We start from the raw sequence: 20830 nt of genomic DNA, 5'->3' as shown, positions 1-20830 counted from the left end.
GCGCAGTGTGCGCAATACCCCCGCAGCGCCGACCACGCCGGTCCAGAATTGAGGTGCCGCGTGCTGTGCGGCGGCAGGTACTACCGCTACCGCGGTGGCTGCGGGCGGTCCTCGCCGGGTAGCCCGACCACGGTCAGAACGTAGGACACGTCATGCAACAGCCTTCCCTTTCGGTGAAAGATTCGGACACAGCGCTTCCCGCCGGGGCCTTCGCCCTGTCGGCGGCCCAGCGCGGCATCTGGTTCGCCCAGCACGTCGCCGGTGACACTCCGATCTCCATCGCCCAGTACGTCGAACTGAACGGACCGATCGATCTCGACCTGCTGGCGCGCTCGGCGCGGCAGGCCGGGCGCGAGTTCGGCACCGGCTACCTCCGCCTGATCGAAGTGGAGGGGCATCCGTTCCAGTTCGTCGACACCACCCTCGACGACAGCCTGGAAACGCTCGACTTCCGCTCCGAGCCAGATCCGGAGGCGGCCGCGCACGCGTGGATGCGCGCGGAGTACGAGGCACCGCTGGAGTTGACCCGCGACCGGCTGGTGCGGATCGCGATGTTGCGCGTCGGCGCGCAGCGCTGGTTCTGGTACTCGCGCATCCACCACATCGTGCTCGACGGCATGGGCGCGCTGACCATGGTGCAGCGCACCGGCGAGCTGTACAACGCCGCCGTCGAGGGCCGCGAAGCGCCACCGGCGAAGGCCGAGGACCTGCGCAAGATCGTCGAGGCCGATCTGGCCTACCGCAGCTCGGAGCGGTTCGACACGGACCGGGAGCACTGGCTCGCGCATCTGGACGGGATGGCCGATCCGGTGAGCCTGGCCGGCCGCACCGCGGGCGTGAACGGGCATCCGAGCCGGGTCGCGGGCGCGCTGCCCGCCGATACCGCGCGACTGCTGGACGCCGTCGCCGAGCAGCTCTCCTCCGGTGTCGCGCCGACCGTGGTCGCCGCGTTCGGCGCGTACCTGTCCGCGATGACCGGCTCGCCGGAGGTCGTGCTGAGCCTGCCGGTCTCCGCGCGCACCACCGCGACGCTGCGGCGTTCCGGCGGCATGATCGCCAATGTCGTCCCCCTGCGGCTGCGGCTGACGCCGGCTACCACGGTCGGCGACGTGATCCGGGCGGCCCAGGGTGAGCTGACCGGTGCGCTGCGGCGCCAGCGCTACCGGCAGGAGGACATCTTCCGGGATCTGGGCTGGCCGATGGACGAGGCCGGATCGTTCGGGCCCACGGTGAACCTGATGATGGTCGACACCAGGATCCAGCTCGGCCCGGTCACCGGACGGCTGCACGTGCTGACCTCCGGGTTGATCGACGACCTGTTCGTCAACCTGTATCCGGGCGTCGGCGGCGAGAGCACGCACATCGACTTCCAGGCCAACGGCAACCTCTACTCCGACGCCGAGCTGACCGGGCAGCATCGCCGTTTCCTGTCGTTCCTGCACCGCTTCCTGGCCGCGGGGCCGGACGCGCCGCTGGCCGGGGTGTCGGTGCTGTCGGACGACGAGCGCGCCGACTTCGCTCCCGCTCGCGGGCCGCTCGGCGAGACGGCACGGACGCTGCCGAGCATCCTCGCCGATGGCGCGGCCCGTGACCCGCTGGCGACCGCGCTCGTGGAAGACGAGACCGCGCTGACCTACCGGCAGGTGGACGACTACACCAACCGGCTGGCCCGGATGCTGATCGCCGCGGGCGCCGGCCCCGAGCGCACGGTGGCGATCTCGATCCCGCGGTCCCTCCGGTCGGTCCTGGCGACGATCGCGGTGGTCAAGACCGGCGCGGCCTTCGTGCCGATCGATCCGACCTATCCGGCCGACCGGATCGAGCACATGGTCGGCGACAGCGGAGTCGTCGCGGGCATCACGATCACGTCCGCCCGAAAGGCGTTGCCGGGCAGGGTGTCCTGGCTGGTCCTCGACGACGAGAACACCGAGCGGAAAGTGGCCGAGCGGGACGCAGCGCCGTTGACCGACGCCGAGCGGCTCACCGCGGTGCAGCCCGACCAGGTCGCCTACATCATCTACACCTCCGGCTCCACCGGACTCCCCAAAGGCGTGGCGGTGCCGCACCGAGGGCTGGCCGACCTGGTGGCGAGTTCCGGCGCCGGCTTCGGTGTCGACGCGAGTTCAGTTGTCGCCCACGCCGTATCACCGAGTTTCGACATCTCGGTCGAGGAAATCCTGGTCACGCTCGCCGCGGGCGCGACGCTGGCCGTTGTGCCGCCCGCGGCGTACGCGGGCGAGGAACTGGCCCGGGTGCTGCGTGCCCACCGCGTCACCCATCTCAACGTGACCCCGGCCGTCGTGGGATCGCTCGATCCGGCGACCCTGCCCGAACTGCGCACCGTGATCGTCGGCGGTGACGCCTGCCCGCCCGAACTCGTCACGAAGTGGTCGGGCCGGACCCTGCTGAACGGCTACGGCCCCACCGAGACCACCATCACCGTGACGCTCAGCGCCCCGCTGACGCCGGACGGCCCGGTCACCATCGGTGGCCTGGCCCCCGGCGTAGCGGCCGTGGTCCTCGACCCGTGGCTGCGTCCGCTGCCGCCGGGCACCACCGGTGAGCTCTATCTCGCGGGACCCCGTGTGGCCCGCGGCTACCACCGGCGCAACGGGCTGACCGCCGATCGTTTCGTCGCGAATCCGTACGCGACCGGCGAGCGCATGTACCGCACCGGCGACCTCGTGCGCTGGGTGTACAACGACGGGCGCGTCGAACTGGAGTACCAGGGACGCAGCGACTTCCAGGTGAAGGTGCGCGGGTTCCGCATCGAACTCGGCGAGATCGACGCCGCCCTGCAGCGGCATCCGGACGTCGACTTCGCGCTCACCCTCGGCGTCGAAACCGGTTCGGGCGCCACCGCGCTGGTGTCGTATGTGCTGCCGAAGCCGGGAGCGCAGCTGCATCCCGAGGCGCTGAAAGCCGCCGTCGGGGAATCGCTTCCGGCCTACATGGTTCCGGCCGTGGTCATGGTGCTCGACGAACTGCCGCTCACGCCGCTGGGCAAGGTGGACCGCAAGGCCTTGCCCGCACCGGAATTCGGCACGCGCATGACGACGAGCAGGCCGCCGTCCACGCCGAGGGAGGAGACGCTCGCCGCGCTGTTCGCGGAGGTGCTCGGCCTGGAATCGGTGGGTGTCGACGAGAGCTTCTTCGCGCTGGGCGGCGACAGCATCGTCTCGATCCAGCTGGTGTCGCGGGCGAAGGCGGCCGGACTCGGATTCGGCGCGCGGGATGTCTTCGAACGCAAGACCGTCGCGGCACTGGCCGCGGTGGCCACCGAAGTCCCGAGCGCGGTGGTGCACGAACTGCCCGGCGGCGGGGTGGGCGAGGTGGAGTTCACGCCGATCGTGCACGCGATGCTCGAGGCCGGCGACACCTGGCGGCGTTTCGCCCAGGCGGTGCTGATCGAGCTGCCGCCCGGCACCGAGCACGCCGGTCTCGTCACGGCTCTGCAAGCACTGCTCGACCGGCACGACCTGTTACGTTCGACGCTGCGCCGCACCGGTGACGGGTGGAGCTGGGTGGTCGCCGAAGCCGGTGCGGTGAACGCGGGCGCCCTGCTGGAGGTCGTGACCGCGGGCGCGGATGCCGAGGCGACCTGCGAGCATGCGTTGCAGCGTGCCGCCGACCACCTCGACCCGGAGGGGGGCGTGGTCGCGCGTTTCGTGTGGATCGACCGCGCGGGCGCGGCGCCGCTGCTGTGGCTGGTGCTGCATCATCTGGTCACCGACGGCGTCTCCTGGCGCATCCTGCTGCCGGATCTGGCCACCGCCGCGCTGGGCGGCGAGCTCGCGCCGGTCGGCACCTCCTTCCGGCGCTGGGCGCACGGGCAGCGCGAGCACGCGGTTACCCGCGCGGGCGAGTTGCCGCTGTGGCAACGCGTTCTGGCCACGCCCGACCCCGTGCTCGGGTCGGCGCCGATGGACCCGGCCCTCGATGTGGTGGGCACCATGGCGCATCTGTCCACCGTCGTGCCGCCGGATGTCGCGCACACGGTGCTCAGCACCGCGCCGGACCGGTTCCACTGCGGCGCCGACGACGTGCTCCTGGCCGGACTCGCGCTGGCGCTCGCGCGGTGGCGCGGACGTACCTCCACGCTGTTCACACTGGAGGGTCACGGCCGCTCGGAGACCGTTGTGCCGGGCGCCGATGTCGCGCGCACGGTGGGCTGGTTCACCAGCGTCTACCCCGCCGCGGTCGACCTGACCGGCATCGATGTGGCGGAGGCGTTCGCGGGCGGGGCCGCGGCGGGCGGCGCGATCAAGGCGACCAAGGAACAGCTGCGCACCCTGCCGGACAAGGGCATCGGATACGGCATGTTGCGTTACCTGGTCCCGGAAACCGCGGCGGCGCTCGCGGACGCGCCCACCCCGCAGATCAGCTTCAACTACCTGGGCCGCGCGTCCACCGGCGGGGAGGCGGAACCTTGGCTGCCGCGCCGGTTCGCCGCCACCCAGGACGACCGCGCGCCGCTGGCCGCCGCGGTCGACATCAACGCCGTGCTCACCGACGCGGGCCTCGAGGTGACGTGGGCCTACGCCGGACGACTTTTCGACGAGGCGGATCTCGGCGAACTCGCCGCGCTGTGGGGGGAGGCGCTCGGCGCGCTGGCCGGGCACGCCGGATCCGCGAACGCGGGCGGACGCACGCCGTCGGACTTCGATTTGGTCGCCGTCACCCAGTCGCAGATCGACACCTGGGAGCGCGCCTACCCAGACCTCGTCGACGTATGGCCGCTCTCGCCGCTGCAATATGGGCTGCTGTTCCACGCGTTGTACGACTCCGACACCGCCGACGGCTACACGGTGCAGTCGCTGCTCACCCTGGCGGGCACCGTCGACGCGGCCCGGTTGCGCCGCGCCGCACAGGCTTTGGTGACCCGACACGAGAACCTGCGCGTCGCCTTCGCCGAGACCGAGGACGGCCCCCGTCAGCTGGTCCTGGCCGACGCCGAGATCGACTGGCGGGAAGCGGATCTCACCGGCATCACCGACGCGGAGGAACGCGCCGGGGAACTCGGCCGGTTGGTCGCACTCGATGCCCGCACCCGGTTCGAACTCACCCGTCCCCCGCTGCTGCGCTGCACGCTCATCCGGATCGCCCCCGACACCTACCGTTTCGTGCTCACCAACCACCACTTGGTGCTGGACGGGTGGTCGACGCCGCTGCTCGTGCGCGAACTGCTCACCCTCTACGTCACCGACGGTGACACCGGGGCCCTGCCGCCCGCGCACTCCTACCGCGAGTTCCTGACCTGGCTGGCGACCAGGGACGACGCCGAATCCCTCGCGGCGTGGACCGATTCGCTGGCCGGTATCGACACGCCGACCCGCGCGGTGCCCACCCTCGCCGGGATCGAATCGACCGAAACCGGAATGCTCTCCGTCGACCTGTCCCGCGACACCGTGGCCCGGCTGGAGACCGCGGGACGGGAGGCGGGCGCGACGGTGAACACCCTGGTGCAGGCCGCGTGGGCGATGCTGCTGGCCATGCTCACCGGCCGCACCGACGTGGTGTTCGGCGGCACCGTCTCGGGGCGTCCGCCGGAGCTGGGCGGGGTCGAGGAGATGGTCGGCCTGTTCATCAACACGCTGCCGGTGCGGGTGCGGCTCGATCCGGCGGAGAAGGTGGCCGACCTGCTCGCCCGCGTGCAGTCCGAGCAGGCGCGCCTGATGGACCATCAGCACGTCGGACTGGCCGCCATTCATCAGGCGGTGGGCTTGGCCGAATTGTTCGACACACTCACGGTGTTCGAGTCCTATCCCATCGATCGCGAAGCGCTGTCGCAGGCGCTGGACATCGCGGGCATGCGGGTGCTCGACGTGGAGGGCACCGACGCGACGCCGTATCCGCTGAATCTGATGGTGATCCCGCTGCGCGGCGACGACGGCCGCGACACGCTGCGGATCACGCTGAAGTACATGGCCGGCCAGCTTCCGGAGCAGGAGGCGCGTCCGCTGCTGGATCGCTTCGTCCGGCTGCTGACCCAGCTCGGGAACAACCCGCGCGCGCTGGTCTCCCAACTGCAGTACTGCGACGACGCCGAGCGCGCCGCGCTGGTGCCGGTGCGCGGCCCGGAGTCGGTGCCGCAGGCCACCCTGCCCGAACTGCTCAGCGCGGGCGCGAGGATCGATCCGGACGCGATCGCGATCACCGCCGGTGAGCTCACCATGTCCTACGGCGAGCTCGACGCGTGGTCCAACCGCTACGCCCGGGTGCTGCTGCGCCGCGGGGTCGGGCGCGAGGTGTTCGTCGTGCTGGCGCTGACGCGCTCGCTGGAATCGGTGATCGCCGTGTGGGCGCTGGCCAAGACCGGCGCGGCCTTCGCGCCGCTGGACCCGAACTACCCGGTGGAACGCATCGAGCACATGCTCAGCGACTCCAAGGCCCCGATCGGCGTGACGGTCACCGCCACCGGCGAGACGCTGCCCGGCACGATCGACTGGCTGCTGCTCGACGACCTCAACACCATCCGCCGGGTGATGACGGTCTCCGAAGCGCCGATCACCGACGAGGAGCGCGGCGGGCCGATCGATCTGGACCAGACGGCGTACCTGATCTACACCTCCGGCTCCACCGGCAAGCCGAAGGCCGTGCTGCTCAGCCACCGCGGCATCGCGAATCTCGTCGCCGCGCAGCGGGAGACGCTCGGGCTCGAGCCCACCGCCGGCGTGCTCCAAGTCGCCTCACCCAGCTTCGACGCCTCGGTCTTCGAGCTGCTCATCGCCCACGGCGCGGGTGGCAGGCTGGTGGTGTCGCCGCCGGACGTCTACGGCGGGACGGAACTGGAAACCCTGCTGCGCGCCCAGCGCGTCACCCACGCGGTGATCACGCCCTCGGCGCTGGCCACCATGGACCCCACCGGCCTGGAGCACCTGCGCGTGCTCGCGGTCGCGGGCGAGGCGGCGACGCCGGAGCTGATCGAGCGGTGGTCACCGGGCAGGCGCATGGTGAACCTGTACGGCCCCACCGAGTTCAGCATCTGGGCCACCGGGCCCGGCGAACTCCGCACCGGCGAGCCGATCACGATCGGCGGACCCATCCGCGGCGCCGCCACCGTGGTGCTGGACGCCTGGCTGCGTCCGGTGCCGGCGGGGGTGCCCGGTGAGCTGTACCTGGCGGGCCCGGCGCTGGCGCGTGGCTACTTCAACCGGTTCGAGATGACCGCGAGCAGGTTCGTCGCCGACCCCTTCGGCGAACCCGGCGAGCGGATGTACCGCACCGGTGACATGGTGCGCTGGGTCGAGGACGACGGCGGGTACGAGCTGGAGTATCTGGGCCGCAGCGACTTCCAGGTCAAGATCCGGGGCCTGCGCATCGAGCTCGGCGAGATCGACGCGGTGCTCTCCCGCGACGACGAGGTCGAGTACGCGGTGACCATCGGGCGCCCCGGCCCGGCCGGGACCACCGTGCTGGTCTCCTACGTGCTGCCCGCCGAGGGCGTGCGACTGGACGTCGAGCGGCTGCGCGCACAGGTGGCCGCCGAACTGCCCGGCTACATGGTGCCGGGTTACCTCGTCGTGCTGGATTCGATCCCGCTCACCCCGGTCGGCAAACTCGATCGCAAAGCGCTTCCGGTGCCGGACTTCGCGGAGAGCCACCGGCCCTACCTCGCGCCGAGCACGCCGGTCGAGGAGGCGGTGGCCGCGGTGTTCGGCGAGGTGCTCGACCGCGAGCGGGTCGGCACCGACCAGTCGTTCTTCGAGCTCGGCGGCAACTCGCTGAGCGCGACGAAGGTCGTGGCGCGGGTGAACGCGGCGCTCGGGTCGCGGATCGCGCTGCGCGATCTGTTCGACGCGCCGACCGTGGCCCAGCTGTCCGCCCGAGTGGTACCCGCCACCGGCGCGGCGCCCGGCCGGTTCGCCCTCGCGCCGCGCATCCGGCCGGATCGGGTTCCGCTGTCCCCCGCGCAGCAGCGCATGTGGGTGCTCAACCGGATGGATCCGGCCTCACCCGCCTACAACATCGCGGTAGCGCTGCGGCTCACCGGCGATCTGGACGTCGAGGCGCTGCGCGCCGCGCTCGTCGACGTGGTCGACCGGCACGAGAGCCTGCGCACGCTGTACCCGGCGGATGCGGAGGGGCCGCGTCAGGTGGTGGTGGGCGCGGATGTGGCCGTGCCCGCCATGCCGGTGGTCGACACCGAGGACGGCGACGCGCTGCGCGGGCGGATCACCGAGCTGGCGGGAACCGGCTTCGATCTCGCCGCCCAGCCGCCACTGCGGGTGGGCCTGTTCCGGATCCACGGGGGCGCCGAGCCCGCCGCGAGTGCGGCACCGGTGTCGTCGGCTCCTGTCATGGGTGAAGCGCCGGTCTCGTCCGGGCCCGTAGCCGGGACCGCGCCGGTGACGTCGAGCTATACCGCGGGCCCCGAGGAGATCTCGGCCGCGACGCCGCCGGTGCACGTCGTCGTGCTGGTGGTGCACCACATCAGCGCGGACGGCGCGTCGATGGCGCCGCTGGCCGCCGACCTGGTCGCCGCCTACTCCGAGCGGGCCTGCGGCGGGCACGCCATCCGCGTTCCGCTGCCGGTGCAATACGCCGATTTCGCGCTCTGGCATCGCGAGGTGCTAGGCGACGAGACCGACCCGGAGTCGCTGGCGGCCCACCAGATCGGCTTCTGGCGCGAGACCTTGGCCGGCGCGCCCGATGTGCTGGAACTGCCCGCCGACCGGCCGCGCCCGGCGGTACAGACCATGCACAGCGCCGACTTCGGCTTCACCGTCGACGGCGAGACGCACCGGGCGCTGGTGGATTTCGCCGCCGCGCACGGCGTCAGCCCGTTCATGGTCGTGCACGCCGCGCTCGCGGTCCTGCTCGCGAGACTCGGCGGCACCGACGACGTGCTGATCGGCACCCCGGTCGCCGGACGCGGTGAGGAGGCGCTCGACCAGCTCGTCGGCATGTTCGTCAACACTCTCGCGCTGCGCACCCCGGTCGATTCGGCAGCGGGTTTCGCGACGTTCCTGGACACGGTCCGGTCCGCGGACCTCGACGCCTTCGCCAACGCGGATGTGCCGTTCGAGCGGCTGGTCCAGGTACTGGATCCGGTGCGATCGACCGCGCACCACCCGCTGTTCCAGGTCTCGCTGTCGCTGCAGAACTTCGTCGAACCGGTGCTGGAACTGCCCGGCCTGCGGTTCGAGGTGGAGGACTTCGAGCGCGACGCCTCCCAGTTCGACCTGACCCTGGATCTGCGCGAGCGCTTCGCCGACAGCGGTCCGGCGGGCATCGACGCCGTGCTGACCTACGCCACCGATCTGTTCGACGAGGCGACGACGGCCTCCTTCGCCGCCCGGTGGCGGCGCGTGCTCACGACGGTGCTTTCCCGGCCCGACGTTCGCATCGCCGATATCGACATCCTCGACGAGGCCGAACTCGCCACGCTGGTGCCCGTGCGCGGGCCCGCGTCCGTCGCGGCCGTGACCCTGCCGGACCTGCTGAGCGAGACCGCGCGGCGGTACCCGGATCGCGTCGCCCTCGTGGTCGGCGGGCACATCACCACCTACGCCGAGATCGACGCGCACGCCAACCGCCTGGCCCGAGTCCTGCTCGAATCGGGCGGCGGGCCGGAAACCGTTGTCGCGCTGGGTCTGCCACGCTCAGCGGAACTGCTCACCGGGATGTGGGCCGCGGCGAAGGCGGGCGCGGCGTTCCTTCCGGTCGATCCGAAGCACCCGGTCGAGCGCATCGACCACATGCTCACCGACTCCGGCGCGGCACTGGGCCTGACCCTGGCCGCGTTCCGGCCGATGCTGCCCGACAGCACGGATTGGCTGGTGCTCGACGACCTCGCCGTCGTCGAACGCTGGAGCGCCGCGAGCAGCCTGCCGCTGCGCGAGCGCGAGCTGCCCGCACCCGTCCGGCCGGACAACGCGGCATGGATGATCTACACCTCCGGCTCCACCGGCACGCCGAAAGGCGTCTCGGTCTCGCATCGCGGTATCGCCGATCTCGTCGCGGCGCAACGGGCTTCGCTCGGGTTGGACGAACACTCCCGGGTGTTGCAGGTGGCGTCGCCGAGTTTCGACGCGTCGGTGTTCGAGGCGCTCATGGCGTTCGGCTCCGGCGGCGCGTCGGTGGTCGCACCGCCGGAGGTGTTCGGCGGCAGCGCGCTGGCCGAGCTGATCGACACCGAGCAGGTCACCCACCTGGTGATCACCCCGTCCGCGCTGGCCACCCTCGATCCCGCCGAGGTGACCAGCGTCCGGGTGCTCGCGGTGGCAGGCGAGGCGGTCGGGGCCGAACTGGTCGAACGCTGGGCGACCGGGCGCAACATGGTCAACCTGTACGGCCCCACCGAGTCGACCATCTGGGCGACGGGTTCGGCACCACTGGAGGTGGGCGCCCCCGTGTCCATCGGCACCCCGGTGCAGGGCACGGAAGCGCTGGTTCTCGATGACCGGCTGCGACCGGTCCCCTTCGGCGTGGCGGGCGAGCTGTATCTCGCCGGAGCGGCGCTGGCACGCGGCTACCACGCGCGGGCGGGCCTGACCGCCGCCCGCTTCATGGCGGACCCATTCGGCGCGCCGGGTGAACGGATGTACCGCACCGGCGACCTGGTGCGCTGGATTCGCGGCGACGCGGGCCCGGAACTGGAGTACCTGGGCCGCACCGACTTCCAGGTCAAGGTGCGCGGACAGCGCATCGAGCTCGGCGAGATCGACGCGGTGCTCGGCCGGGCCGAGGGCGTGGACTTCGCGGTGACGCTCGGCGTGCCCGGCCCCACCGGCGCGACCGCGCTGGCCGCCTACCTGGTCCGCGCACCCGGATACGAGCTCGACGTGGCGAAGGTGCGCGCCTTCGCCGCCGACATCCTGCCCGGCTACATGGTGCCGACGGCCTTCGTCGTGCTGGACGAGATCCCGCGCAACGCGGTCGGCAAGCTGGACCGCAAGGCGTTGCCGGAACCGGAGTTCCTCGCCGACCGCACCGCGTACCGCGCGCCGGATACGCCGACCGAACAGCAGCTGGCCGCGATCTTCGGCGAACTTCTCGGGGAGGCGCGCGTCGGCGCCGACGATTCGTTCTTCGCGCTCGGCGGGGACAGCATCCTGGCGATCCAGCTGGTGTCGCGCGCCAAGCAGCAGGGCATCACCTGCACCCCGCTGCAGGTGTTCGAGCACCGCACGGTGGCGGCATTGGCCGCGGCCGCCGACGCGGCGGGCACCGCGGTGACCCTGGACGAACTGCCCGGCGGCGGCGTCGGCGAGCTGCCGCTCCCGCCGATCACGCACTACATGCTGGAGCGCGGGGGGAACTACGATCGCTTCGCCCAGACGGCGGTCCTGGAACTGCCGGTGGGTATCGAGCGCGCGCAGATCATCGCGGTGCTCACCGCGGCGGTGGACCGGCACGACATGCTGCGCGTCCGGCTGGTGACCGACGGCGAGGGCGGGCCGCGCCTGCTGGTCGGCCCGCCCGGATCGGTCGACGTGGACGCGCTGCTGCACCGCATCGAGTTCACCACCCTCGACCCGATCGAACTGCACGAGTTCGCCATGACCGAGCTGGACGCCGCCGCAGACCGGCTCGATCCCGCCCAGGGCACGGTGCTGCAATTCATCTGGCTGGACCCGGTGGGCGACGCGGGCGCGCGCACCGGATCGGGCCGGCTGATCGTGCTGGCGCACCACTTGGCGATCGACGGCGTGTCCTGGCGCATCCTGGTGCCGGACCTGGTGGCCGCGTGGGCCCAGGTGTCGGCCGGGAACACCCCCGTGCTCGCGGAGACCGGTACCTCGATGCGCCGGTGGGCCCACGCGCTGGCCGACGAGGCGCGCTCACCGCAGCGGATCGCCGAACTGGCCTACTGGCGCGACGTGCTCGCCGCACCCGACCCGGTGATCGGCGGCCGGGAACTCGATCCCGCCGTGGACCGGACCGCCGCACTGCGCATGGTCGAGCGGGAGGTGTCAGCGGAAGTCACCAACGCGCTGCTCACCACCCTGCCCGGCCTGTTCCAGGGCAGCGTCAACGACGCGCTGCTGGCCACCTTGGCGCTGGCGCTGGTGCGCTGGCGGGCCTGCGACCCCTCGGCGCTGGTGCGCCTGGAAGGTCACGGCCGCCAAGAGGAAGTGGTGCCCGGCGCCGACCTCTCCCGCACCATCGGCTGGTTCACCAGCATCTACCCGGTGCGCTTGGACCTGGCCGGAATCGACATCGATGACGCGCTGGCCGGAGGCCCCGCGCTGGGCGCGGCGATCCGCGCCGTCAAGCACCAACTGCTGGCGGTGCCGGACAAAGGCATCGGTTTCGGCTTGCTGCGCTATCTCAACCCCGAGACCGCGCGGCAGCTCCCGGAACGCCTGCCGGGTCGGGTCGGCTTCAACTATCTCGGCCGATACTCCACCGGTGATATCCCGGCCGGGCTCGAGGGGCTGGGCTGGCTGCCGACCGACGAACTCGGCGATGTGCACGTGGCCGAAGATCTCGGCGTACCCCTGCAATCGGCGATCGACGTCAACGCCGTCGTCATCGGAGACCGGCTGCGGGCGAGCTTCGGCTTCCCGTCCACCCTGCTCGACCAGGACGACGTCGCCGAGCTGGCCGATCTGTGGATCGGCGCATTACGCGCGGCGGCTCGATTCGCCCAGACCCCGGCGGCACGGACCGCCGCCGAGGAGGAAGCGGCGGCCACGGCGGCGCCGGCCGTCCCGGCGGCGGGCGGGCTCGGTCTGGACGTGGTGCTGCCGATCCGGCTCGGCGGGGAGCAACCCGCGCTGTTCTGCATCCACCCGTCGTCCGGAATGTCGTGGACCTACCTGGGATTCGCCGACGCGCTCGCGCCCGGCCGCCCGATCTACGGGCTGCAAGCGCCCGATCTCGGCGGCCAGGAACCGCCCGCGCACTCGATCGAGGAGTTCGCCGACCGCTACGTGCGGGAGATCCGCACGCTGCAACCCGAAGGGCCGTACCACCTGCTCGGCTGGTCGTTCGGCGGCCTGATCGCCCACGCGGCGGCCGTGCGGCTGAAGGCCGCGGGAGCCGAGGTCGGCGTGGTCGCGCTGCTGGACGCCGACACCGCCGACATCGACGGCGACAGCATCGAGCGGCTCACCGCGGGCTCGTTCGTGAACAGCTTCGGCGCGGTGTTCGGCATCCACGACGTGCCCGCGGACGCCACCGCGCAGCAGGCGGCGGAGCTGATCCGCGAAAAACTCGGCGGGGTCTCGCTGATCGACGCCGCCACGCTGGAGCGGATGGCCGGGTCCTACAACGCCGCCGCCCGGACCAGAACCGGATACCGCCGACCCGTGTACGACGGCGACATCGTGTACTTCAGCGCGACCGTCGACACCTCCGACATCTTCGGTCCCGACGGCTGGCGGCCGTACGTGACCGGCGACATCATCAATCACGACATCGAGGTCACCCACGACGAACTGACGGCGCCGCAGGTGCTGCCGGTCATCGCGCGCGTGCTCGATGCACATCTGGGAGGCCGAGGATGAATTCCGATCAAGGCGTCGTCGTCGAGGGGATCGAGAAATCCTTCGGCGCGGTCAAGGCATTGCGGGGAGTCGATTTCGCGGCCGAGCCGGGCGAGGTGCTCGGCATCCTCGGACCCAACGGCGCGGGCAAGACCACCACGGTGAACATCCTCTCGACACTGATCCGGCCGGACCGCGGCCGCGCCACGGTCGCCGGGTACGACGTGGTGGACGATCCCGCGGCGGTGCGCCGCAGCATCATGCTGACCGGGCAGTACGCCGCGCTGGACGACATGCTCAGCGGCTACGAGAACCTGGTGATGTTCGGCAGGCTGATGGGCTTGCGCAAGCGGGCCGCCCGCGCCCGCGCGGACGAACTGCTGGCCGAGTTCGATCTCGAACGCGCGGCGGGCCGCCGGGTGGGCACCTACTCCGGCGGTATGCGCAGGCGCATCGACATCGCCTGCGGTCTGGTCGTCCGGCCCGATGTGGTGTTCCTGGACGAGCCGACCACCGGGCTGGATCCGCGCAGCAGGCAAGGCGTGTGGGATCTGGTCTCCGGCTTCAAGAAGGCGGGCATCACCACCCTGCTCACCACCCAGTACCTGGAGGAAGCCGACGCGCTCAGCGACCGGATCATCGTCATCGATCACGGCGTGGTGATCGCCCAAGGCACCGCCGACGAGCTGAAGTCGCGCACCGGCGGCAGCTACTGCGAGGTCGTGCCGCTGAACCTGCGCGACCTGCCCGCCATCGCCGCGGCCCTGGGTCCGCTGCTGCCGCAGGAGAATCGGGACGCGCTGGGTCCGGATTCCGATCGGATCGCCATACCCGCGCCCGACGGCGCGAAGACACTGCTGGAGGCGCTGCGCCGACTGGACAGCGCCGGGGTCGACCTCGTGGACGTCGCGCTGCGCCGCCCCTCGCTCGACGACGTGTTCCTCCAGCTGACCGGGCATCTGGCGACGACGGCGGAGATCGCGCAACGGGAGGTCGTGTCGTGACGGCGGCGACCTGGCTCAGCCAGACCCGCGCCGCGCCGCTGCGGCCGCAGCAGTGGTGGGTGCTGACCAGCCGGCTGGTCGTGCCCTCGGTACGCAGCGGCGAGGTGCTCACCTCGGTGCTGGCGCCCGCGACGTTCACCGCCAGCTTCTACATTCCGCTGAAGATCATCATGACCGTGATCGGCACCGGCTTCAGCAGTTACGCGCAGTACATGATGCCACTGGTGATCCTGCAAGCCGCCGCCTTCACCGCCGTCTCGGCGGCCTTCCGCGCCGCCACCGATTCGGTCGCCGGGCTCAACCGGCGTTTCGGCGCGATGCCGATCGGCCCGCTGGTGCCGGTCGCGGCGCGCCTGTCCGGCAACATCTTCCGCTTGGTCATCGCGTTGATCACCGCGTTGATCTGCGGCCACGTCATCGGCTTCCGCTTCTACCTCGGCGCCGCGCACACGATCGGGTTCGTGCTGTTCTCGTTGCTCATCGGGCTCGCGCTGATCTGGGCCGGAGACGTGATCGGCACCGTGTCGCGCAACCCGGAGGCGACCGCGCAGGCACTGGTACTTCCGCCGTTGATCTTCGGCATGCTGTCCACCGGCATCGCGCCCGCCGACCAGTTCCCGGCATGGGTGCAGCCGTTCGTGCGCAACCAGCCGGTGTCGCAGTGGGCCATCGGTCTGCGGGCGTTCGCGGGTGACAGCGGACCGAACGCGGGCCAGGTGAGCTTGTCGCTGCTGGGACCGCCGGTGGCGTGGGCGCTCGCCATCCTGATCATCTGCGTCCCGCTGTCGCTGCGGCTGAGCTCGAGGAGGGCGTGATGGCGCTGCTGGCCGATCACAGGCACGAGTCGTGGACCGGCTCGGAAGTGTCGGCGTCTGCGCTGATCGCGCACACGCTGATCCAGACCCAGCGCCTGCTGCTGCGCTGGGCACGCAATCCGGTCACCCTGCTGGAGACGCTGATCATCCCGTGCCTGCTGCTGATCATGCTCAACACCGTGATCGGCGGGCAGATCCGGAAGTTCACCGGCGAGAGCGCGCTGTACGGCTCGGTGCCCATGGTCGCCCTGGTGGGTGCGCTGTCCGGCGCGGTGGCGGGGGGCGTGCTACTCGGCCGCGAACGCGACGCGGGCCTGCTCGCGCGCTTCTGGGTACTGCCCGTGCACCGCGCCTCCGGCCTGGCCTCGCGAGTGCTCGCCGAGGGCTGCCGCATCTTCGCCTGCACTCTCGCCGTCGTACTGGTGGGCTCGGTGCTCGGGTTCCGCTTCCACCAGGGCGTCGCCGCGGCGATCGTCTTCCTGTTCGTCCCGGTTCTCTTCGGCCTGGCCTTCGCCACCGTCGTCACCTCGGTCGCCGTGTTCACCGCGAAATCGACACTGGTGGAGGGCATCACGATCCTCACATCCCTGATGATGTTCTTCAGCACCGGCTTCGTTCCGCTGGCCGCCTTCCCCAAGTGGGTGCAGCCGGTGGTGCGCAACCAACCCCTGTCGGTGGGGGTCGACGCCATGCGCGCGCTCGCCTTCGGCGGACCGCTCGCACGCCCGCTCACCCTCACCGTCGTGTGGTCGATCGGCGCGATCGTCCTGTTCGCGGTGCCCGCGACCATCGGCTACCGCCGGGCGAGCAGGCGCTGACCCCGGCTCACAGCGAACTCCCAGCACGAACCCAGCCGGATACGAGCGCCCGTCCCTAACGTCGTGCAGAACGATGTCGGCGAACGAAAGGACAGACGGTGGGCGCACGGCGCGATGAGGTTCACGAACACGATCTCGGCCTCACACACGATATGAAGGTGATGGTGTCCCGGCGCCGCGCCCTGCTCTTCTTCGGGGCGACCGCGGGCGCGGCAGCGGTCGCGGCAGGCTGCGCGTCGGGCTCGAACGACACGACGGCCGGCGCGACCGGGACCGCGTCGGCGACCACCGCGCAATCCGGCGGCGTCACCGCCGCTCCGCAGGAAACCGGGGGACCGTATCCGGGCGACGGGTCGAACGGACCCAACGTCCTCATCGAGTCCGGCGTGGTGCGAAGCGACATCACCGGCTCGTTCGGCTCGTACTCCGGCGTCGCGCAGGGCGTTCCGATGACGCTCGAACTCACGCTGCGCGATCTGGCCAACAGCGGCGCGGCGGGGGCGGGCATGGCGGTGTACGTGTGGCACTGCGACCGGGACGGCAACTACTCGCTCTACAGCAGCGGTGTCACCGAGCAGAACTACCTGCGCGGCGTGCAGGTGGCCGGCGCCGATGGCAAGGTGAGCTTCACCTCGATCTTCCCGGCCTGCTACTCGGGCCGGTGGCCGCACATCCATTTCGAGGTCTACGACTCGCTGGAGACCGCGGTCGCGGGCCAGAACGCGCGGCTGACCTCGCAGATCGCGCTGCCCCAGGACACCTGCTCGGCGGTGTTCGCCCACGACTCCGGTTACGCGCGCAGCGTCGCCAATCTGGCGCAGGTCACGCTCGCCTCGGACGGTGTCTTCGGCGACGGCTGGGACGCCGAACTGGCGACCGTGACGGGCACGCCGTCCTCCGGGCTGCGCGTCTCGCTCACCGTGGGCGTCGCCGAGAAATCGCAGAACACGCAGTCGGGCAACGGTTCCACGCAGCCCGGTGGGCGGCCGCCCGGCGGCGGCGCACCCGGCGGCCGGCCTCCGCGGTAGCGATCGGTGCTGCCGTCCGCCACGGGCTCTCCGGCCGGGCGTCGGTCGGCCCCGGATGACCACGACGTCCACGGCGATCACCAACACCCGGAACCGACCAGGAATCCCCATGCCGGGCCAGGTGTAGCCGCTCGGATGATCGATTCGGAGCAGGTGGACCACCGCGCGTCGAAGCGGCTCGGTCCCCGGGCGGCGGTGACTTGCGGCACTGCCGCCGTCCCGGCGCACCGGGGAAACGAAGGATCAGCGAGCCCGGCAACGCTTTCGCGGCCGAGCGCAGGCAGGCATCCACACCTGGTGTGCCGCGTCGTCAGCCCGTCGCCCCCGCCTTATGTGACACCTATTGGCAAACCTTCAGCGAGCAATCGGACCCACCGGTGCCGATGTAGTCGCCAGAAGGCACGTACCGCACAATAGGGGGCCGCGCGCGGCGCGCACCGGCGTTCTTCCGCACGGAGGACGCGTGTCGCGGCGACACAAGGTGTTGTGCTACGCGGACATGTCAGCCACTAGGAGTAGTGTTCCGAGGGTAGACATTCCGTGACGGCAGCGTGCTCGGGAAAGGCGTGGAGGCAGGATGAAACTGATCGATCGGGTGTCGGCCATCAACTGGAATCGGGTGCCCGACGAAAAGGACGCCGAGGTCTGGGACCGGCTGACCGGCAACTTCTGGCTGCCGGAGAAGGTGCCGGTCTCCAACGACATCCCGTCGTGGAACACCCTGACCGCCGACGAGAAGCAGCTGACCATGCGGGTCTTCACCGGCCTGACCCTGCTGGACACCATCCAGGGCACCGTCGGCGCGGTGAGCCTCATCCCGGACGCGCTGACCCCGCACGAAGAGGCGGTGCTGACCAATATCGCGTTCATGGAGTCGGTGCACGCCAAGAGCTACAGCTCGATCTTCTCCACGCTGTGCTCCACCCGGGAGATCGATGAGGCGTTCCGCTGGTCGGAGGAGAACCGCAACCTCCAGCGCAAGGCCGAGATCGTGCTGTCGTACTACAACGGCGACGATCCGCTCAAGCGCAAGGTCGCCTCCACGCTGCTGGAGAGCTTCCTGTTCTACTCCGGTTTCTACCTGCCGATGCACTGGTCGTCGCGGGCCAAGCTCACCAACACCGCCGACATGATCCGCCTGATCATCCGGGACGAAGCGGTCCACGGCTACTACATCGGCTACAAGTACCAGAAGGGCTTGGAGCTGGTCACCCAGGCCGAGCGGGACGAACTCAAGAACTACACCTTCGAGCTGCTGTTCGAGCTCTACGACAACGAGGTCGACTACACCCAGGACCTCTACGACGAGGTCGGCCTCACCGAGGACGTCAAGAAGTTCCTGCGCTACAACGCCAACAAGGCGCTGATGAACCTCGGCTACGAGGGCCTGTTCCCCAAGGACGAAACCGAGGTCAACCCCGCCATCCTCTCGGCCCTGTCCCCCAACGCCGACGAGAACCACGACTTCTTCTCCGGTTCGGGCTCGAGCTACGTCATCGGCAAGGCGGTCAACACCGAGGACGAGGACTGGGAGTTCTGAGCACCCAGCTGTGACGACGGACACCGGGGCCCGGCAGCGATGCCGGGCCCTGCCTCGTCTCCGCCTCGCCGACGCAGCGGCGAAGCCCGGCGTGCGTAGCGGTGCGGCAAGGCGGGGCGGCGGAAGGGAATCTCCACTGCGCTGAGGCTCGACCGTGCGCCCCCACGCCGCACTCTCAGATCCCGAGAACCAGCTTGGCCGTCGTGAAGTAGATGATCAGGCCGGTGGCGTCGACGAGGGTGGTGACCATCGGAGCGGAGACGACCGCGGGGTCGATGCGCAGTTTCTTGGCCAGCAGCGGCATGGTGCCGCCGATGGTGGCAGCCCAGCCGCAGATCAGGACCAGGGTGATGCCGACGACCAAGGCGATGCGCGGACCGACGAACAGGGCGCCGATCGCCAAGCCCACCGCGGCCAGCAGCGAGCCGAGCACCAGGCCGACCCGGCATTCCCGCCAGATCACCTTCAACAGGTCCGACGCCTTGACCTCGCCGACCGCTACCGCGCGCACGCAGGCGGTGGCGGCCTGCGCGCCCGCGTTCCCGCCCGCGCCGATCAGCAGCGGGATGAACAGCGCCAGATGCGCCGCCTGCTGCAAGGTGCCCTCGAAGAAGTCGGTCACGCTCACCGTCAGCGTGGCGGCGAAGAGCAACAGCAGCAGCCACAGCGCGCGATAGCGGGCCAGCTGGAACACCCCGGCGGCCATGTAGTGGCCCTCCCACGGCGCCGATCCCGCCTGCAACGCCACGTCCTCGCTGTCGGCGGCCTCGATCACCTCGACCGCGTCGTCGATGGTGAGCAGCCCGACCAGCCGGTCCTCGCTGTCCACCACCGGCAGATTGATGTCGTTGGTCTCGCGCATCAAGCGGGCGGCCTTCTCCGCGGAATCGGTGGCGCGCGCGAAGGCCGGTTCGGTGACGACCAGCTCCGACACCATCGTCTCGGGCTTGCTGAGCACCAGTTCGCGCAGTTCGACGATGCCGGTCAGCCGCCTGCCCGTATCGACCACCGGCAGCGTGTACACCGTCTCGGCGTTGCCGCCCTTGGCGCGCACCATGCCGAGCGCTTCGGCCACCGTGAGGTCACGCGGCAGCGCCACCACCTCGGGCGTCATGAACTGACCGGCGGAGCCCTCCGGGTAGCCGAGCAGGCTCGCGGTCATCCGCCGCTCCCGCGGGCTCAGCCCGGCCAGCGCCTTCTTGGCCACCTTGGCGGGCGCCTCGCGCAGCATGCGGGCGCGGTCGTCGGGCGCCATGCCCTCGACCAGGTCGCGAAAGCTCTGATCGCGCAGTCCTTGCAGGATCTGCTGCTGGTCCACCGGCTCGAGTTCCTCGAAGACGGCCAGCGCCAGGTCTTTGTCGAGCAGGCGGAACGCCATCCCGGCTCGCACCGCGTCCATGCGGGCGAGCTGATCGGCGATGACGTGCGGCGGATGGTTGCCGAGCCAGTCCAGCGCGGCGTCCACGCGACGGGTATCGACGATGTCCTGAAGGAATTCGGACAGCGTCGGACGTACTTCGATGATGTCGGTCTGCGACATGAGAGGACCTCAGCACATGCGTGAGTGAACGGAGAGCGCGAAATTCACACCGCGGGCGCCGGCCCCTGCCGTCGCGACCTGATCAGGAATGCGAAGGGGCGGCGCCGCGCGGCCTTCGACTGGGAGGTTCGCTGCGCATCGCTACCCCACCTCCCTCTCGTCGTCGCCGCGGATCTCGGATATCCGCACCATTCGGATCAACATCTCGCGGACAGGAAACGTCCTCGTGCAGCTTACATGGCTTCGGGGACGATGATCACCTTACGACAGCGCACTGTGACCCAAGCCGCTCCACGCCGATCGGAATCGGCTTTGACGCTCGATGCCCGGACGACAGGGTTATACGCAGTCGGCGTCGAACTGTTGCTCCCATGCTTGGGAACCGGAACAGTGTTTCGAAGCGGCGTCGGAAGTCACCGCGCCTGCCCCGCACCGATATACAGCTCACGGAAGTCTCGAAGTGTCGACAGCAACAGCATTGATCCGCCGTCGCGCGGTCGACTTCATGCGCGTTCCGCACGGAATCTGTTGCCGCTGAGGCGGCGCGGCCTCGTTTCCGGCCCGCGCGGTCGTCCACCGCCGCATCGCTCCGCTGTGGTGTCGCCGGATGCCTGCATCGAACTGCACGGCGTCTTCTCTTCGAAAGAAC

At 70.5% G+C, this 20830-nt stretch carries 7 protein-coding genes; 6 read left to right on the top strand and 1 reads right to left on the bottom strand.

What is annotated here, in order from left to right; all coding sequences use genetic code 11:
- Nucleotides 1-152 precede the first annotated feature (152 nt).
- The 6 genes from NG1_RS08835 to nrdF all read left to right on the top strand — a co-directional run bounded on the left by NG1_RS08835 (nucleotide 153) and on the right by nrdF (nucleotide 18641).
- The gene (locus tag NG1_RS08835) at nucleotides 153-13457 is read left to right on the top strand and encodes a non-ribosomal peptide synthetase (protein WP_062969555.1); all 13305 of its coding nucleotides are present in this window, start codon (nucleotides 153-155) and stop codon (nucleotides 13455-13457) included.
- Nucleotides 13454-14440, top strand: a complete 987-nt coding sequence (locus NG1_RS08830; RefSeq protein WP_062969554.1) for a daunorubicin/doxorubicin resistance ABC transporter ATP-binding protein DrrA — start codon at nucleotides 13454-13456, stop codon at nucleotides 14438-14440. The genes NG1_RS08835 and NG1_RS08830 overlap by 4 nt, the downstream gene beginning before the upstream one ends.
- Nucleotides 14437-15255, top strand: a complete 819-nt coding sequence (locus tag NG1_RS08825) for an ABC-2 transporter permease (protein ID WP_062969553.1) — start codon at nucleotides 14437-14439, stop codon at nucleotides 15253-15255. Before NG1_RS08830 ends, NG1_RS08825 begins: the two co-directional genes overlap by 4 nt.
- The gene (locus NG1_RS08820) at nucleotides 15255-16073 is read left to right on the top strand and encodes an ABC transporter permease (protein WP_062969552.1); all 819 of its coding nucleotides are present in this window, start codon (nucleotides 15255-15257) and stop codon (nucleotides 16071-16073) included. Before NG1_RS08825 ends, NG1_RS08820 begins: the two co-directional genes overlap by 1 nt.
- Nucleotides 16074-16225: 152 nt before the next feature.
- Complete coding sequence (locus NG1_RS08815) at nucleotides 16226-17101, top strand: dioxygenase family protein (RefSeq protein ID WP_157113933.1); 876 nt, start codon at nucleotides 16226-16228, stop codon at nucleotides 17099-17101.
- Between the two features lie 577 nt (nucleotides 17102-17678).
- Entirely contained in the window at nucleotides 17679-18641 is a 963-nt protein-coding gene (nrdF, locus tag NG1_RS08810; RefSeq protein ID WP_062969550.1) for a class 1b ribonucleoside-diphosphate reductase subunit beta, read from the top strand.
- Between the two features lie 175 nt (nucleotides 18642-18816).
- Here the strand turns inward: nrdF and mgtE are convergent, their stop codons facing one another.
- Nucleotides 18817-20181, bottom strand: a complete 1365-nt coding sequence (mgtE, locus tag NG1_RS08805; protein WP_062969549.1) for a magnesium transporter — start codon at nucleotides 20179-20181, stop codon at nucleotides 18817-18819.
- Nucleotides 20182-20830: the final 649 nt, after the last annotated feature.

This window comes from Nocardia gamkensis NBRC 108242 (assembly GCF_001612985.1).
Lineage (GTDB): Bacteria > Actinomycetota > Actinomycetes > Mycobacteriales > Mycobacteriaceae > Nocardia > Nocardia gamkensis.
Note: the sequence above shows the minus strand (reverse complement) of the source record. Positions and strands in the feature narration are given on the sequence as shown.

Bases quoted from the DNA above. Each gene is read 5' to 3' on its own strand.
- NG1_RS08835 (WP_062969555.1), top strand. From the start codon at position 153: ATGCAACAGCCTTCCCTTTCGGTGAAAGATTCGGACACAGCGCTTCCC.
- NG1_RS08830 (WP_062969554.1), top strand. From the start codon at position 13,454: ATGAATTCCGATCAAGGCGTCGTCGTCGAGGGGATCGAGAAATCCTTC.
- NG1_RS08820 (WP_062969552.1), top strand. From the start codon at position 15,255: ATGGCGCTGCTGGCCGATCACAGGCACGAGTCGTGGACCGGCTCGGAA.
- NG1_RS08815 (WP_157113933.1), top strand. From the start codon at position 16,226: ATGAAGGTGATGGTGTCCCGGCGCCGCGCCCTGCTCTTCTTCGGGGCG.
- nrdF (WP_062969550.1), top strand. From the start codon at position 17,679: ATGAAACTGATCGATCGGGTGTCGGCCATCAACTGGAATCGGGTGCCC.
- mgtE (WP_062969549.1), bottom strand. From the start codon at position 20,181: ATGTCGCAGACCGACATCATCGAAGTACGTCCGACGCTGTCCGAATTC.